We start from the raw sequence: 16,325 nt of genomic DNA, 5'->3' as shown, positions 1-16,325 counted from the left end.
ATTTCATATAAATGAACGATTTTATATCCGGACTTTAGCACACGCACATCATATCACGAAAAATACGGAGTGAAAACAGGGATTTTTATTCCCCCCCTTTATTTCCGGACAATAAATTCCCCCCCACATCTTCTACCATCAGAACGGGTAATCAGCAGGATCGCTGATATACTCATCCATATTTTTAAAGGTTACCTCAGTGCCGCCACTTGTGACAAAGAAGCCATCCTTGGCAATGACCACTCCTTCAAAAGATGCCCCACTAAATACAACCTTTCCATTCGGAGCGAATAATACACCGGTAACACCACTGCCACCAAGACCCGTCAGGGTAATGTCCCCATCTTCTGCTACTATGATCACATTTTCAGCAGGAGGCAGCCAGCTACTGGAGACATAGTTGTCAGCAAATATTTTCATATCGTCTGCAAGAGCGCCACCGGACACATACCCTCTGGAGGAATACCATGCATCACCTTTTACCGGTGGCATACCATAATCAGGAATAACAAAACCGGGCACGGCAGCTACTTTATTACACCGATTCAGAATCTTATTTTTCATAGATTCCGGATGCACGAAATTACCTGTGTAATAGATTCTGGCGTGAGTAAGGTCAGGAGTCCAGTCAAGTTCCAGATCCCCGTTTACATACACATCTCCATGGATTACCGGGTCTTTCAGGAAACAATCCCCATTTACATAAACGTCACCATAAACAGCCCTTTGGCCATTTCTTAGGGTTAAGTCACCGTTTACATATATCGAACCGGGGGGGGAGATTTCAGATCCCAGTCCTGCACTGCCCCCCATTCAGATCAATGAAACCATCCACATAAATATTTGACACAGCAAGGGAGGTGCCGCCATTGAGATCATTCGTATTCAGTGCATCACCAGTGATATGGATGGTCGCACCAGGACCGGATACCCTGTTTCCGGAAAATTCCAGCTTATCTCCGTATACAAAGACATTCTCATTGACAATATATCCGGCAAACGGATTATCGGTTACTTCAATATAATCCGTCCGTTCATACGTATCCAGCCCGACTGCATTTGAAACGGTCAGGCTGACAGAGTATGTACCGGGCGATTCATAGCGATGGAGGGGGGGATGTGCTTCTGTGGATGTGGTTCCATCACCAAACGTCCACAGATAGGTAAACGGTGCAGACCCGGACACTGACGACGTGAACTGCACGTCCAGCGGTGCATCGCCGGTAACCGGATCCGCGCTGAAGGAAACCTCCGGCACCCCCCCTCCTGAAGGTGGGGGGGCGCATGCGTCTGCAAGAGACGAGACCTGATCAGGTGTCAGGGCAGTACCATACAAAATCAGTTCATCCATCATTCCCTTGTAGTAAAAGTCTGCAGGCCAGTGGACTCCGGTGACAATCTGTCTGCCAATACTGACCGGTTCATTATTTTCCTGAAGCGGAGTTCGGTCTACGGAAAACGTACTCTCCGGGTTTCCATTGATGTATACCCTACCCTCTTCCCCCCCATCAACAACGACTGCCAGGTGGAACCACTCATCATAGGAGACGGGCAGGCCATTGGCTTCTGAAAGAAACGCCTCTGTTGAAGCACTGTCGCCATCCCCCCCGTTTGCCTCAAACCAAAGTCTGTCACTGTTGACTGAAGGAAGATCTCATAGTTATTGAGATGCGGACCTTTCCAATTTTGATACTTATCGTAGCCCTTCCCAATTATCTGCGTATTATAGGGGGGGTAGAGCTGATTCGGGTAATTTATCGGAACTTCCGGCCTGAACCACCCGGCAAAGGTGAACGTATCACTGAAACCGAGCGTATCATCATCCGGGACACTGACCCAAGTAGAGCTGCCATCGAAATACAGCCCGGTGCCGCACGCACCCGCCCGCCGATCTGCAGAGCCACCCGCAATTGTCCCATCATTGTCATTCCCTGATGAATCAATGGCAGTATTGCCAGATGCTTCATCAAACCGCCACCAGGCGACCGGAAGCGGCAGGCCGGTAACAGTGATGTATTCTTCTTTTACTTCTGTTGCAGAAGTCACGGAATCTGTTACCGTAAGCGAGACATTATACCGTCCGGGAGTGGTATACGAATGCTCCGGATGCTGGAGAGGGGGGGACGTTTCACCGTCACCGAAGTCCCATGCCCATGATGTGATATTTCCTAAAGAAAGATCGGTGAACTGTACGGTCAGGGGGGGCCAAACCCGCTCCGGGGGGGTGCTGCGCTGAAATCTGCAGCCAGACCTCCCGGCACATAACAGAATGACTCCACCACCTGACGCGGAATCGTTGCAGACTCCCATTCCAGATGAAGAACTGCTTTGCCCTCATTTTCCGTCATTTTGATGCGAATCGGGTGTTTTCCTTTGGAAAGCGAAAGCGAAGCACTCTTGGTTTTGGGTGAATGGTACCCATTACCCCCCCAGTTATCAATCACCACCGGATCCGTATCTGCGACATTATCTATCCAGAGAACCGACCCGTCATCAGACCGCAGATAAAAGGTGTATGTTTCATTCTTGGGAACAATGAGATACCCTTCGTACACAACACTGAACTTATTGGTCTTTCCCAGCGTTGCTACCGGCCAGTCTGCTTCATCTGATTCCTCCCCCCCACTGGCATCGTCAGCAAACCAGATCCTCGGATCAATCCGGTTCACTGAATTCCCAGGGAACGGAACCGAATACACACGATTATGCCCATTATAATAGGTGCCATAGAGGCCCGGCAGACAGACTTCGGTCACATTGATATATTCATACTTCTCCTCTGTCTGTGAAAGAATACCATCCGATGCCTGCAGAGTAACGGTATAGGAACCACCGGAAAGATAGGTATGGACCGGATTCTGTTCGGTGGAGGTGTTATTGTCACCAAAATCCCAGAGCCAGGATACCGGAGTGCCTGTCGTCAGATCGGTAAAACTGACCATGAGGGGTGCGGTTCCGGAGAGGGGTGTTGCCGTGAAATTAACCACAAACCCTTCGGAAACCTGAATGTAACCGGACTTAATCAGAGTGCCCGGACCATCCGGATTATGTGCGGTCAGCTGGACGGTGTAGACTCCGGGTGCGGTATAGGTGTGAACAGGGTTTTGCTGTGATGAACTCCCCCCCCGTCTCCAAAATTCCACTGCCAGGCATTAGGCTCATTCGATGAAAGATCCATGAACCGGACCGATAACGGAGAGAAACCACTGGTCACATTTGCGGAAAATGCCACTTTGGGTGTCAGACTGGTTGGCGGAATCACCGTCACACTTGTCCCGACATCCCAGAGGAGCATTCCATCCCCTTCAGGACTATAATATATAATTTCCACATCATCCGGCGCATCACTCCCTGCAAGATCAAGGGAAAGTGAATCACCAGACCCCCATTTGTCCCAGTCAGAAGTACCCGTAACAGCGGTGAAATCCCCCCGTCCGGTCTATCCCGTCAACAAGAATCCGTGTCTCATTCCTCTCCAGCGTATCCCCGGAACGAAGATGGAGCACATACTGATCATCCTCTACGATGACATCGGCCTCGATAACAACTGCAGGCACAATAAACTCAGACGGCGCGGAGAGCAGCATCACCAGAATGATACCAAATGCAGCGACAAACACACCTATCAAAATAATCGAACCGATCATCTCGGAGGAGGCATCATCATTTTTTTCAGCAGACAAATGGGACGGTTCTTCCTGTGAGATACTGGCATTATAGTATTTCATCATCTCACCGTTATTCTGTGATATCTGCTTTTGCAAGAATTACCGAATTCGGTTCAATATTCCAGTCCCGTACATTGATGACAAACATACCCGAATCCGTCGGTCGGACATTGTTCAGGGTTATCGCAGTCGTGCTTCCACGGGGATCAAGTGTACCATTAATGTACAGCTCATATGTCGGATCAAGTTCAAATGCAAGAGTCGACTCCAGATCTTCATATTCCGGAATCCATGCACTCTCAATATCAACCACGTCGTACGGGGGCAGAGGACGGGTGATTGCCACATTTTCAATCCAGACGTTGACGTTTTCAAATCTCAGCGAAAAAAAGGTATTACCCACTCCCGTGATACTAATACGGCTCCTTACCGGCCAATCATTTGTACGGATTACAATTTTATCTTCGGTGTTGAAGTTTCGGACACCGGTTTCATGAGCAATGTTCATCGTTGAATTCGAAGAGGCAACCGTGAAATTGAAATATCTTCCTCCCACGATATCTTCCCAGTTAAACGATGAAACAGCGACGACAATCTCTGAATCTGCAAGAACTGATGCAGCAACAATCCCCCCCGCATCTTCCGGAGTTGTGCTGCCTGGCCCCCACCCCCCGGAGAGAGTGTCGGCAACGGCGCAGAAGCTACATCAGCAAGGTCTGTACTCGTGCCGGTAATATCAACGAATGTCGGCCGAAGAAGAATACCCTTTTCCTCACGGTGGGCAATCAGGACGTTTTCATCCAGTGGGGGGGTTATCGGTCCTGTAGCAGTATACTGAATCGTTTCGCCAACAGACCAGGGCCAGTTTCCGCCATCAATAAAACTCAGTTCAGTTGCAGCAACAGCATTTCCGCCCACATATATGCGGAACTCATCCTCAGCCAGAGAATCTCCGCCATTATGCTGAAACAGGATTGTTGAGCCATTATTCGATAACAGAATATCCACAGCAGGTAGTTCCTCGGCTACCGGCTGGGAAAAGAAAAATACCCCGATCAAACTCACCCCCTACGACCACCAGCCCGATAAGGAGGACAACTCCAATTGTTTCAGAGACCCCCCCTTCCTCATGTATTGCATTCTGGATACTGCCACTCATCGTTCTGTCACTCCCCCTCATTCAATACCTGTTGCAACCGTCTGGAGAGTCGCAGTGTAATTTGCACGGATGACATCAGCATATACCCCAATAGTCGGCTCACCGGTTATCTCCAAAGAAACGCCTGCATCATTATTTGTCAGGGTATACCAGAGAGCGGGAATACCATATCGGGCAAGTGAATCACGGAAGAGCCCTACCCACATCGACCGCGTATGCGGATCATCGGAACCAATGGTAATGGTGAGATTTGATATCTGCTCATAATGCGGAGACTCTGAAATTCCATTGCTATTCAGGTTTGTGTCTATCCGCACCGGCCCCCCCGTACCGCTGATCAGCTGTTCGCCATTTAACCGGATTATCGTAAAATCAACCTTTGCGGTATATCCTGAACCGGTCCCGTATCGGGCAATCGTAAGCGGCGGCATCACCCGGACAGTTGAACCGGTGTCCTGTTCAAGAAAGACCCCCCTCCCAGCTGATAATAGTAGTTCTGGTCTATCCAGTAGTTGTTATCAGACTGGAATTCAAGCGAACCAGTCTCATAGTCTGCAAGAGTCACCACCCCCCCACCGGGATTTGAACCGGCAGTGACCGTAACGGTCTCATTCCGCTGGTTTATCCCGACAGAACCTCCGGAAGAGAGCGGCGTCAGGAGCACCAGATCACCACTCCCCCCCCTGACTGTAGCCCCCCCGCCGGTACCCAGATCAAGCGTTGTACTAAGAGTCGTTCCTTTCCGTGAATTCACCCAGAGTGAATCCTGAGATATTTTATACGCCGCAAATGTGTCTTTGATATCATTCATATGGCTGATTTCAACATCCCTTCCCTGAACAGGGACGGTATACGTCTGATACATCACCAGAAATACCACCAGAAGTCCTATCAGAAGAATAAATCCAATCACTTCTGAAAGTCCTTCATCATTTTGAAATATCTTCATATGACTAATAGGTGAATTTTACCCGCATGATCATAAATAACTGTTCGTAACAATGAACACGAAGTATCGGAAAATACCTATATATTGTTAATCTTGAAGGGCCAAATACTAGGCAATGCAGCAACAGGAAGGAGAAACCCAGGAACGTATCCACTGGGCAGATGTCTGTGCAGCACAGGTTGATCAGGATAAATCACACTATATTGCCACCGGGATCACTCCATCCGGACCGATCCATATCGGCAATATGCGTGAGGTTTTGACTGGGGATCTCGTGCACAAAGCAATGGTTGAACGAGGACTTTCATCAGAACAGGTTTACATCGCTGATGATTTTGATCCATTACGCAAAGTATATCCATTTCTCCCGGATTCATATGCAAAATATATTGGAATGCCCCCCCTTTGCGATATTCCCTGTCCCTGCGGAAAGCATGCAAACTATGCGGAACATTTTCTTGAGCCTTTCCTTCAGGCCCTGGATGAGATGGATGTCCACCCAACCGTCCTGCGCTCAAGTGAACTCTACCGGTCGGGCAGATATGCAGATGAAATAGCAACCGTGCTCAACCGTTCAGATGACATCAAAGAGATTCTGGAACGGGTCTCACGAAGAACTCTTCCGGATTCATGGGTACCCTATTACCCGATATGCAGCAAATGTGGCACGATTGCAAATGCGGAAATACTCTCCCACGACCCGGAGACGACGTCCGTTACCTACCGGTGTCCCTGCGGACACGAAGGCGTTTCGGATTATTCAAAAGGGGGGGAAGGAAAACTGGTCTGGCGTGTTGACTGGCCGATGCGGTGGCATAACCTTGGCGTTACGGTTGAACCATTTGGAAAAGACCACGCCGCAGCAGGCGGTTCATTTGACACCGGAAAAGAGATTGTGGATAAAATATTTGGTGGAGTGGCACCGTTCCCGGTCAAATATGAGTGGATCAGTCTGAAAGGAAAGGGAGCGATGGCATCATCAACGGGTGTTGCCATATCCATTAATGAGATGCTGTCCATTGTTCCACCTGACGTTCTCCGGTATATGATTGTCCGGGCACGGCCTGAGCGGGCAATTAATTTTGATCCGGGGATGGGACTGCTTACCCTTATCGATGAATATGCACGCCTTGCAGAAAGCCACGACAGCCGTGAATATGAACTCTCTGCGATATCCTCAGTTGCAACCGATATCCCCCCCTTCCGCCACATGGTAACGGTTGTCCAGATTGCACAGGACAAGGACACAATTTTCGATATCCTTGCCCGGAGTGGATATGACGTAGAGAACAAAGAGGCCGTGCTTGCGCGTGCCGAACGTGCACGCATATGGATTGAAAAGTACGCACCCGAGATGGTGAAATTCACGGTCCAGACCGACCTGCCATCTGAGGTATTTGCATTCACCGAAGATGACCGCTACGGACTCGGGCTTCTTCTTTCAGAGTATATTGCAATGGATGAATGGAAGGCTGAGACCATTCACAATGCGTATATACTGTGGGAGAGAAGACCGGAATGAGTCCAAAGAGAATTTTCACTCTCCTCTACCTTGCAATTCTCGGAAAAGAACGCGGTCCCCCCCGACTGGGATGGTTCCTTGAAGCCCTTGGAGAGGAATTTGTCACCCAGAGAATAACTGATGCGGTGAATGCCGGTGCTTAGTACAGCCTGCAGACTCTGCCAAGAAGGCGCAAAGATGGTTTTGTTTGTTACCGGAAGGTGCAACAGAACCTGCTGGTACTGCCCCATTTCGTCAGAGAAAAAAGGGAAAGATACCTCATATGCAAATGACCGGATCATCCTCTCTGACGATGACATACTGGAGGAGGCCCGTTCAATGGGTGCTCTGGGTGCCGGGATAACCGGGGGGGGAACCCCCTCCTTGTCCCGGAACGGGTAAACCATTACTGCAGTCTCCTGAAGAATGAGTATGGGGGGGATGCATTCAATATTCACCTGTATACCGGCATTGCCCCGAATGAAGATGTGCTGCGCCTTCTCAAAGGCTGCGTGGACGAAATACGGTTTCACCCCCCGGAAGAGATATGGGAGCATTTTTCGGAATCAGCATTTCCGGAATCGATTCGCATGGCAAAGAGTCTCGGATTCGAGGTAACCATCGAAGTGCCGTCATTACCGGGACTGCATTATCTCATCCCCCCCGTAGTTGACTCTGTTGACTGGTTCAATATTAATGAACTGGAGTGGAGTGAAACAAACGCAGAAGCAATGAGAGGGAAGGATCTCTCGCTTGAAGACTGCTACCATAACGCAGTCGAAGGCGCGGAGGTATGGGCAGCAGATATCCTTAAAAATCCCAAGGTCCATTGGTGTTCATCCAGTTTCAAGGACTCAGTACAGCTAAGAAACCGGCTGATTCGCACTGCAGAGATTACTGCACGGGAATTTGAAGAAGTGACGGATGACGGCACCCTGGTGTACGGCGTCTGGGAATATTCCGGACAGCCCCATGATATCGAAGATGGCATGTGGGAAGAGAGTGACGGAAATATTGAGACTGCCTGGTGGATTCTTGCAGAAAACCCGGAAAAATATCCCGGAAAAAAATATATCATTGAACGGTATCCCAGTAATGGTATACTTGTGGAGGTCATCCCCCCCTTTGAAACCCAGAGAATTTCTCAATCAGTGCTATGAACGACATTTGATGAAGAGTATCACCCATGTTCCCGACCATATTGCAATCATTCAGGACGGAAACAGGCGATACGCGCAAATTCAGGGAAAAAATACCTCATATGGTCACAAAAAAGGTGCACAGACATCCGAAGATCTGCTTGAATGGGCGCAGGAGATTGGTGTCCGGAATGTGTCATTATATTCATTTTCCACGGAAAATTTTAACCGGTCGGATGAAGAACTGAAAGAATTATTCTCCCTTTTCATTGAGAAATTCAGGGCAGTAAAAACCGACCCGCGCATTCACTCAAATGAGATCCACCTGCAGGTGGTGGGAGACCGCAGTCTGATTCCTGAAGATCTTCTCTCAACCATTGTTGAAGCAGAAGAGGCAACGAAGAATTATACAAGATTTCACCTGAATATTGCTCTGGCATATGGGGGCAGAAACGAAATCGTTCGTGCATCACGGGAAATTCTCAACGATATCAAAACGAATAAAATTACGATCGATATGATTACCAAGGATCTCTTTGACAAAAAGATTCGGGGAGACCTGCACCTGCCTCCGGTTGATCTGATCATCCGTACCGGAAACGAGAAGAGAACATCCAATTTTCTCCCGTGGTTCGCAAACGGGTATGGATCAGCGGTCTACTTCTGTGCCCCGTACTGGCCTCTCTTCAGAAAGATAGACCTTTTAAGAGGGATTCGCGTGTATGACGAACGGGTGAAGGGCGGCTATTTCCCGAAACGTCTTTTGCGCAACTGATAGTCCCTGAGTGCCCGGAAAAAATCTATTTTTCTGAATGTCTGCCAGTTTACGTCGGTAAAAAAGAGTTCAGAGTAGACGGACTGCCAGATCATAAAATCAATCAGATTGTTATCCCCCGGTTTTAATCACAAAATCCGGTTCATATTGGAATGTCAGATGGGATTCAAGCATTTTTCCGTCGACATCATCCGGTGCAATCCCTTTTTCTGCGATTTCCCGGACAGAACGAACAATCTCTTCCCTGCCGCTCATACCCACTGCAATAATAATATCAGGAATTTGGGGGGGTCCGTCATGAAGGAGTGATTTTCCTCCGGGTGAATAGAGAGTGACACGGACGGGGGGGGCCGAAGAAACCCCTGAGTTCAGTAATTTCTGATATCAGGGAATCCGGGAGATCGGTATCGATATGGAAGATGAGGGATTTTAACCCGCATTCTCTGCTCCAGTTAATGACCTGAATAATTTTTTGCGGTGCACGTTGCACTTCATCTTCTGAGAGCATAATACAGATATGTCCCGGAATATCCAGACACCCCCCCGGATCAGAAATTTCTCATAGATATAGCGAATCATAACACACCGGTATTTTTGATTATATTGAAATGCCATTCGTCCGGATAAAAGTGCAACAGAACAATTTTTTCTCCTGTGACCCCCCCATTCACCAGTAATCTGTATACCATCTCTCTATTATGGTTAATAACATCATTCAATTCACTCAAATATCGCCATAATTCCACACAGCTGATAATGGATATTGTGACCCGATCAGTTGCACAAATCTTTACCAGAACATCACCATTATACAAACAGAGCCGCCCATAGTAATAGACAGGTGATTTTAATATGCTCTCATTCGTTGGACTTGGTCTGTATGACGGGGGGGAAGATATCTCTCTAAAAGGTCTTAGAAAAATCCGGGAAGCGGACCATATATTTCTGGAAGGCTACACATCCCGCCTGATGGGTATCAAAATATGCGAGATGGAAGACCAGTACGGAAAAACCGTGACGGTTCTGGGGCGCGAAGATGTTGAACAACATCCCGATACCGTTCTTGAGTACGCCAAAGAAGGACCGGTGGTGTTTCTTACCGGAGGGGGGGATCCGATGGTATCAACCACGCACGCAGACCTTCGTATACGGGCAGCCGAACGGGGGGGAATAAAAACAGAGATCATTCATTGTTCCTCAATTATCAGTGCCGTCTGCGGTCTTTCGGGGGGGCTACAGAATTATCGGTTTGGAAAATCATGTTCGGTTCCGTTTCCTGCAAAAAACTGGTTCCCCCCTTGCACCGTTTGAAACGATATCGGCAAACCTTGGATTAAACCTTCACACCCTTGTCTATCTGGATATCCAGTCAGAAAGATATATGTCCGTTTCCGAGGCAGTCAATCTGATATCTGAAATGGCGGAGAAGAAGAATGAACCAATGCCCAAACTCTTTATTGGCATTGCCCGTGCCGGCAGTGAGAATCCGACGGTTATTGCCGGTGATGCAGAAACCCTTGTCAATGCAGATTTTGGCCCGCCTCTCCATGTGCTCATCGTCCCTGCCAAACTTCACCCCCCCATCGAGGAGGATTATATCCGAACGTTTGCAGGCTACCATGATTGAAGAATATGGCAATACCTTTTTTCAAAGGGCAGGAAGTGCTGAAATTGCTGTTCCAAAGAATACCTGGCTTGTCAGGGCGGCAACAGATATTATCGAGATGTCACAGGCATATGCCTCGGACGGATTTGTTTTTCTGAAAACAACGATGAAGTAAACGCTCTTGCATCGTTTGCCTATGGAAGCGGATGGCTGGATGCCGGTATAAAAGCAGGTCTTTTAGCCAGTCATTCAATGGGCATACTCCCTTCAGGCTGCGCACCGGATATTCCGGAAAACCTCTCTGAACATCTTGAGGAGAAGACATTCAGATACGAGAGGATGCTCTGTAGTGCATTACCATCAGTCTGCATCAATTCTGAACCCGGACTCCCTCTTTATCCGGCAGGAGAAGAACTCTTCCAGATTGCACGGTTACATTATACAGAAGGCACACATGAGATAGAACAGGGCAATCTTGCAGACGGGCTGGCCCTTCTCAGTTATGCATATGGCTGGATTGATGCAGGTGTACGCACCGGCATCCTGAAGGTGATACAAAATCCGGAATTATTCACGATTTAAAGTAAAAAGGGTTTATAGTTTGCCAGAAAAACGTAGATAACTCGTCGATTCTGCAGAAATGGAGATTATATATTCATGGAAAGTTCGCAATGGAAATGGTTGGCCCTCTCTGTTGGTTTCAGCACAATCGTACTCATTGGTGTGCTTTGGTTCACTATTGATGATGAGACTCTCACCTATCTGAAGGACGTCGACTACACATTATTACTATTTGCATTGATTCTCCACATTGTTGCACTGATGGCATGGGGTATGAGACTGAAGATGATGTCGCAGTCTCTGGGGTATCATGTGCCCTTTCTCCATGCACTGAACGCAGTCTTTGCAAATCTTCTGGTTGCTGCCATCACTCCTTCTCAGGCGGGCGGAGAACCGGTCAGAATTCACGAACTCTATCGGGCGGATGTACCGATAGGTGATGCGACTGCCGTTGTGATAATGGAGCGGGTGATTGACGGGATTGTATTGGGAATAATCGGGATATTCGCATTTTTCCTGCTCGTATTCCAGGTCGCAACACTGGAGGTAAATCTGACGACACCGCTGCTTGTCATATGGGTCATGCTCATTTTCTTCATGGTTCTCTTTGTGTATTCCATCCGCCACCCCGAGTTTCTGAAAAGGATTCTGTATAAAATATCCGGATGGCTCACAAAGCGCTGGAAATCGGATAAAGTGGATAACCTGATGCAGTCCATTGACTCTGAAGTGGATAACTTCAACAGCGCACTCGCAAAATTTGTCAGCAAAGCAAAAGCAGGACTGGTATGGGGGGGATTTGTGCTTACCACCATTTACTGGACATTTGAGTTTTTGATTGCATCAATCCTTCTGATGGCCATCGGATCAAAACCATTTTTCATCGAATCGTTTATCGTACAGCTGATTATTGCGATTCTTATGATGATCCCTCTTACTCCGGGGAGTTCGGGAGTGGCAGAAATCTCAGCCACATCTCTCTACGGACTGTTTGTGCCGTCATCGATTGTAGGGGGTGTTTGTTCTTCTCTGGCGGCTTATCCTGTATTATTTCAACGTATTTGTCGGAGTACTTGCAAGCGTTCTCATTGTCAGAAGAGAGATGATACTGCGGCAGCTGAAACGGCTGAAACGCAATCAGAACTGAGACGGATAATTCCACAAAAATACCTAATCCGTCACATTTTTTCCATTCACGACAGTCAGTTCCGGAAGGGGGGGCATGCACGATGAATTCGATGATCAATTGTGTTCATTTAATAGATGATACGGATGTTTGAAGCCGTAGAGATCTGAATTATACTTTGCAAGATAAATGATCGGTTCGAAGAGCCTGCGCTCCTTCATATAACAGTGACAGAACAGATGGTTCATCTCTTTTTGAGCATTTGCAGCGAAGTATGGTTCCCGAGCGCTCTCGCAACTCAGTACAGCATACTACGTGAACGGGCTTAACTTCCGGGTTCGGTATGGGTCCGGGTGTTGCCCCGCTGCTATGGCCGCAAATACACAGGACAAAACAATTTGCCCTGCGTTGAAATCCCTTACAGGAATTTCTAAAGCCAAGGTCCAGATTTGAACTGGAGTATAGCTGCTCTGCAGGCAGCCGCGTGGCCACTCTGCCACCTTGGCATTGGTGTTGCCTAATAAGATTGTCACTACTAGGATAAAAACATTGTTTATTGCAATGGATATCACAGAGATATCATACCAATTTCCCATTATTTTCATTATAATACATCAAATAAACGCAAAATCAAAAAATTCCCTCCTCCCATTATCCTGGGTAAATCAGGCAACTGTCAAATTGACCTATTTTTTATTTTGAATAAAACATCTGGCCCTGACTTTTTCCATCCTAACCCTATGGATTCCCAAAAGACACCGTACGAAATACTCTGTGCATAATGATTCAGCAGATCAGATACTCATTTTTTTCAGAATTTTTATTCTGGGGGAAGTGTTACATGCGCAGCAGAAGATCCATTCCGGGCGATGCAATACAACGGTGCATATTTGCCATAGTGCGTAAGAACATACCGGAGAGAACGTACAGAAATCGTAAATTGGTCACCATTGTTTAGCTCAATATTTACTGCTCTACCGGATGACGATGTACACACCATCCCTGCCGTACCACACAAATGAGCTCCGGCACTACTTCGTATTGGTTCAATCCGTCCGGAACGGATACCGGCCATAGCCAGATATAATTCCGGCAGCCGGACACCAAATCTGGTACCATGAATGATTACCTCAACAATACTGTTTTCCTCTCCTTTACAATCACGGATCACCCTGCGCCCCGCCTGTACATATCCTGCTTTTTTTAGCATGATTCTCCCCAGAAACCACCTGTTGATAATGGTACATAATACCTGCCCATGCGGACCGTGAAAGTAAAATCTTGGCTCTGCAGAAATGCTGAGATACGTAATGGGAAACCTCCGCCAAATGTATATCTGAAACGTGACTCCCCCTCCCCCCTGGTATTTGTCATCCTTTGACCACCCTTTTTGATTACCTGTGTTGATGAATCGGGAGGTGAAATGGACGTATTTTTTGATCGGTTTTTTCTGCTGGAAAATACCATTATTTTACCGTTTATTTGCAAAAAAATCGATTGATTACAGACTATTAAGCGGGTGCTATTGACGGATATTTTAAGAGGATGTATCGGATGTCCTGACGGAGAACCACCCCCCCTCCGGGCTTCTGTGTGGACGCACCATACCCGGACAAATGTCGCTTTAATTCGAGATTAAATGAGTATTTGGCCACAGATGCAGGGAAACCATCCAAAACGACGCGAACCGTGCACCGCAGTTGCAGAAGAAAACAGTATATCCAACGCAGATTTATTTTGAAAAACACCGTTTATTCACGGGAACATCCTCTCCTAAAAATTCGAGCTCCATGTAAAAAAGAGGAAATAAAATCTGCTAAAAGCAGTCGTCAACAATCAGCTCAGGCCATTCTAGCCGATAAATTTTCTAATAGCAGCTGCACGAAGAATATTTGCCCGGAGATCTTCAGAATTACCTTTATCCAGCAGAGAGATTATTTCATTGCTGATCTCCCTATGCTCTTCATCAATTTCAAAATCCACCAGGTTATGGACTCTCGCAGTAATGCCTTCAGGCAGATACCGGGAATCAGGATTGAGATACCGGAGAGCGTCTTTGAGATCGGCATCAAAATTTACATAGATGTCCCTGACAAAATCAATATCATCATCACTGAGTGTGCCAATTCCAAGTATTTCAGGCGGTATCCCAATGGAATAGAGTGTGGAAGTAAAGGTAATTGCCCGGGGGGGAAGGTGGATGCCATCATTGTTCCGCGAATACCCAAACAGCCCGACATGCAGTTTTCTTTTTCTCCGGGCAGGAACGGATACAGACACCCGGTTGATGATATCAGATAAATTGGCAATCTCTCTTTTAAATTCCTGGGTGCATTTTTGTATTATTTGTATGCTCCGTTTTTCGTCAATGTCATGAGGTACCTCTACATTCCGCTCTTCCAGTTTGGCAACAGCAGATTTTACTTCATCCGGAGAATAATCATATTTAAATGCCGACTGGATGGTGAACGTATGTACACTTGGATACTCTGCAATCGTTCTCTCTACCGTATCCGGTCTGAGATTTCCCCGGAAAGGAGCGGAACCAACACCAATAATGGGGAATATGGGCACACCTGTTTCAACGGAGAGTTCATGCAACTGCTTAAGGGCAATCTTGTTGAGAAGTATGGCTCCGATTAAACCATAGTTCATTGCAGGGTCAGAACGTGCAAGAAATACCCTTTGATATGCCAAATCTTTGTCCTGAAGATAACGCCCGACAATCTTCTTAACATTTAGCAGACTCTCCATATCCTCGAAAAGGGGAATGACATTTATTCGATCGGGTTTGAAATCACCAATCCACTGGGCAATTGTCAGGTTTCTTCCACCAAGGCGTTTATACTGTTGCCCTACGACAAAATCACGATAATACTGATAGATGTTATCAATAGATGCAAAAGAAGAAGTCATGGGCAGAATAACTTCGAATATCGGTGGGTTATCGTTCCCATAGAACAAATGTGCCACATCAAAAGAGCGCGGTATGCTTTCAAGGGATTCAAGCAAAATTTTTGCTTCAGCTTTTTCAACTTCAGGATTGGGAACACGCAAGGTCAAAAATAGATCTTTGCCCAGTTGTTTCTCTGAAAAATAGGTGCCGTACTTTGAAAGCAGTTTTTTAACAACAAAATTGTCAACCTCCTTTCCTTCACAATCCCACATCTGCTCTCTGCACCCAAGATGGGAATAGATATAATAGGCTTCCTGTACTTCATCCTCCCCCCCTCCGAGTTGGGAATTTGCTGCAAAAAAAGGCAGATGAACATTATCAGGATGCTGCGTACTCATGCATTTTGGTATATCCGGTATTTCCGTCATGTATTTACTCCGGGAAAGAATCCCCCCCATGTCAACTCATTATTTTTTCTGGGTTGACATACATATTTCATATGATACTCTACCTGATAAAATACTCTCTTTAAAAAAGCTGCACATACAAATGCAAGATAAATCAACAACAGCCAGAGTATGCGAAAGTGATATTATCAGACAAAGAACGAGCGCTTTCATTCATCCGCATACCCGTTCCCAATGGAATTGACTTCTTTCCAAAACACCTGCAGCGAATGAATACAATCACTCACGTTCTTTTGTATCGTATATACAGAACAGAATGGTTTTTCATTGCAGGCAAAGTATCACAGACAAGAGCTCTCGCTCGTTGGTATAACAGTTACAGAACAGATTTCGTCTCATTTCAGAGCATTTGCAGCGAAGTATGGTTTCCGAGCGCTCTCGCAACTCAGTACAGCATACTACGTGAACGGGCTTAACTTCCGGGTTCGGTATGGGTCCGGGTGTTGCCCCGCTGCTATGGCCGCAAATACATGAAGCT

15 protein-coding genes, 1 tRNA gene, 2 rRNA genes and 5 pseudogenes are annotated in these 16,325 nt (G+C 47.0%); 8 read left to right on the top strand and 15 right to left on the bottom strand.

Features of this window, described 5'->3' with window-relative positions; translation table 11 throughout:
- Positions 1-138: 138 nt before the first annotated feature.
- The 10 genes and pseudogenes from JCM10550_RS13035 to JCM10550_RS12995 all read right to left on the bottom strand — a co-directional run bounded on the left by JCM10550_RS13035 (position 139) and on the right by JCM10550_RS12995 (position 5,776).
- Positions 139-813, bottom strand: a complete 675-nt coding sequence (locus tag JCM10550_RS13035) for a hypothetical protein (protein ID WP_062399745.1) — start codon at positions 811-813, stop codon at positions 139-141.
- Positions 785-1,354: a PKD domain-containing protein gene (locus JCM10550_RS13030; RefSeq protein ID WP_062399743.1), complete on the bottom strand. Its 570-nt coding sequence runs from the start codon at positions 1,352-1,354 to the stop codon at positions 785-787. Before JCM10550_RS13030 ends, JCM10550_RS13035 begins: the two co-directional genes overlap by 29 nt.
- Positions 1,355-1,449: 95 nt before the next feature.
- On the bottom strand, positions 1,450-2,046 hold the full coding sequence (locus tag JCM10550_RS20765) for a hypothetical protein (RefSeq protein ID WP_062399740.1): 597 nt from the start codon (positions 2,044-2,046) through the stop codon (positions 1,450-1,452).
- Between the two features lie 18 nt (positions 2,047-2,064).
- A pseudogene (locus JCM10550_RS19080) lies at positions 2,065-2,310 on the bottom strand (PKD domain-containing protein); the annotation flags it as partial.
- Positions 2,196-3,143, bottom strand: a complete 948-nt coding sequence (locus JCM10550_RS13020; protein WP_062399739.1) for a PKD domain-containing protein — start codon at positions 3,141-3,143, stop codon at positions 2,196-2,198. The gene JCM10550_RS13020 and the pseudogene JCM10550_RS19080, both read right to left, overlap by 115 nt.
- A gap of 255 nt (positions 3,144-3,398) precedes the next feature.
- A complete protein-coding gene (locus tag JCM10550_RS13015) occupies positions 3,399-3,731 on the bottom strand; it encodes a type IV pilin (protein ID WP_062399737.1) in 333 nt (110 codons plus the stop codon).
- 7 nt (positions 3,732-3,738) lie between these two features.
- Positions 3,739-4,014, bottom strand: coding sequence for a hypothetical protein (locus JCM10550_RS13010; RefSeq protein WP_172673909.1), 276 nt, complete (start codon positions 4,012-4,014; stop codon positions 3,739-3,741).
- Positions 4,015-4,172: 158 nt separating this feature from the next.
- Complete coding sequence (locus JCM10550_RS13005; protein ID WP_157200275.1) at positions 4,173-4,727, bottom strand: hypothetical protein; 555 nt, start codon at positions 4,725-4,727, stop codon at positions 4,173-4,175.
- A 117-nt stretch (positions 4,728-4,844) separates the two neighbouring features.
- On the bottom strand, positions 4,845-5,258 hold the full coding sequence (locus JCM10550_RS13000; protein WP_062399731.1) for a hypothetical protein: 414 nt from the start codon (positions 5,256-5,258) through the stop codon (positions 4,845-4,847).
- Positions 5,258-5,776 carry a hypothetical protein gene (locus JCM10550_RS12995; protein WP_062399729.1) on the bottom strand — a complete coding sequence of 173 codons (519 nt, stop codon included), beginning with the start codon at positions 5,774-5,776 and terminating at the stop codon, positions 5,258-5,260. The genes JCM10550_RS13000 and JCM10550_RS12995 overlap by 1 nt, the downstream gene beginning before the upstream one ends.
- A gap of 115 nt (positions 5,777-5,891) precedes the next feature.
- Between JCM10550_RS12995 and lysS the strand changes: the two genes are divergently transcribed.
- The 4 genes and pseudogenes from lysS to uppS all read left to right on the top strand — a co-directional run bounded on the left by lysS (position 5,892) and on the right by uppS (position 9,191).
- Complete coding sequence (gene lysS / locus JCM10550_RS12990; protein ID WP_245619202.1) at positions 5,892-7,298, top strand: lysine--tRNA ligase; 1,407 nt, start codon at positions 5,892-5,894, stop codon at positions 7,296-7,298.
- Positions 7,295-7,441 (top strand): hypothetical protein, encoded by a 147-nt coding sequence (locus JCM10550_RS23365; RefSeq protein WP_245619200.1) that lies wholly within the window; start codon positions 7,295-7,297, stop codon positions 7,439-7,441. The genes lysS and JCM10550_RS23365 overlap by 4 nt, the downstream gene beginning before the upstream one ends.
- Positions 7,428-8,437 (top strand): annotated as a pseudogene (locus JCM10550_RS12985) (radical SAM protein). The gene JCM10550_RS23365 and the pseudogene JCM10550_RS12985 overlap by 14 nt, the downstream one beginning before the upstream one ends.
- 10 nt (positions 8,438-8,447) lie before the next feature.
- Positions 8,448-9,191 carry a polyprenyl diphosphate synthase gene (gene uppS / locus JCM10550_RS12980; protein WP_245619199.1) on the top strand — a complete coding sequence of 248 codons (744 nt, stop codon included), beginning with the start codon at positions 8,448-8,450 and terminating at the stop codon, positions 9,189-9,191.
- Here the strand turns inward: uppS and JCM10550_RS17450 are convergent.
- Positions 9,161-9,467, bottom strand: a pseudogene (locus tag JCM10550_RS17450) (undecaprenyl diphosphate synthase family protein); the annotation flags it as partial. The gene uppS and the pseudogene JCM10550_RS17450 overlap by 31 nt on opposite strands.
- Before the next feature lie 576 nt (positions 9,468-10,043).
- Between JCM10550_RS17450 and dph5 the strand changes: the two are divergent.
- The 4 genes and pseudogenes from dph5 (at position 10,044) to JCM10550_RS12960 (ending at position 12,505) form a co-directional block, all read left to right on the top strand.
- Positions 10,044-10,818 (top strand): annotated as a pseudogene (gene dph5 / locus JCM10550_RS12970) (diphthine synthase).
- Positions 10,811-10,972, top strand: a complete 162-nt coding sequence (locus JCM10550_RS23360; RefSeq protein ID WP_245619198.1) for a DUF357 domain-containing protein — start codon at positions 10,811-10,813, stop codon at positions 10,970-10,972. The pseudogene dph5 and the gene JCM10550_RS23360 overlap by 8 nt, the downstream one beginning before the upstream one ends.
- A gap of 77 nt (positions 10,973-11,049) precedes the next feature.
- Positions 11,050-11,379: a DUF357 domain-containing protein gene (locus tag JCM10550_RS20755; RefSeq protein ID WP_062399723.1), complete on the top strand. Its 330-nt coding sequence runs from the start codon at positions 11,050-11,052 to the stop codon at positions 11,377-11,379.
- A 75-nt stretch (positions 11,380-11,454) separates the two neighbouring features.
- Positions 11,455-12,505: pseudogene (locus tag JCM10550_RS12960) on the top strand (flippase-like domain-containing protein).
- Positions 12,506-12,743: 238 nt separating this feature from the next.
- On the opposite strand, the gene rrf (JCM10550_RS12955) reads toward JCM10550_RS12960, so the two are convergent.
- The 4 genes from rrf (JCM10550_RS12955) to rrf (JCM10550_RS12940) all read right to left on the bottom strand — a co-directional run bounded on the left by rrf (JCM10550_RS12955) (position 12,744) and on the right by rrf (JCM10550_RS12940) (position 16,315).
- Positions 12,744-12,865, bottom strand: a 5S ribosomal RNA gene (gene rrf / locus JCM10550_RS12955).
- Between the two features lie 53 nt (positions 12,866-12,918).
- Positions 12,919-12,990, bottom strand: a tRNA-Cys gene (locus JCM10550_RS12950).
- Between the two features lie 1,345 nt (positions 12,991-14,335).
- Entirely contained in the window at positions 14,336-15,778 is a 1,443-nt protein-coding gene (ppcA, locus tag JCM10550_RS12945; RefSeq protein WP_172673908.1) for a phosphoenolpyruvate carboxylase, read from the bottom strand.
- Positions 15,779-16,193: 415 nt separating this feature from the next.
- Positions 16,194-16,315: ribosomal RNA gene (gene rrf, locus JCM10550_RS12940) — 5S ribosomal RNA — on the bottom strand.
- Positions 16,316-16,325: the final 10 nt, after the last annotated feature.

Source organism: Methanogenium cariaci JCM 10550, assembly GCF_001315945.1.
Taxonomy (GTDB): Archaea; Halobacteriota; Methanomicrobia; order Methanomicrobiales; family Methanomicrobiaceae; genus Methanogenium; species Methanogenium cariaci.
This window is presented reverse-complemented; position numbering and strand designations above follow the sequence as displayed.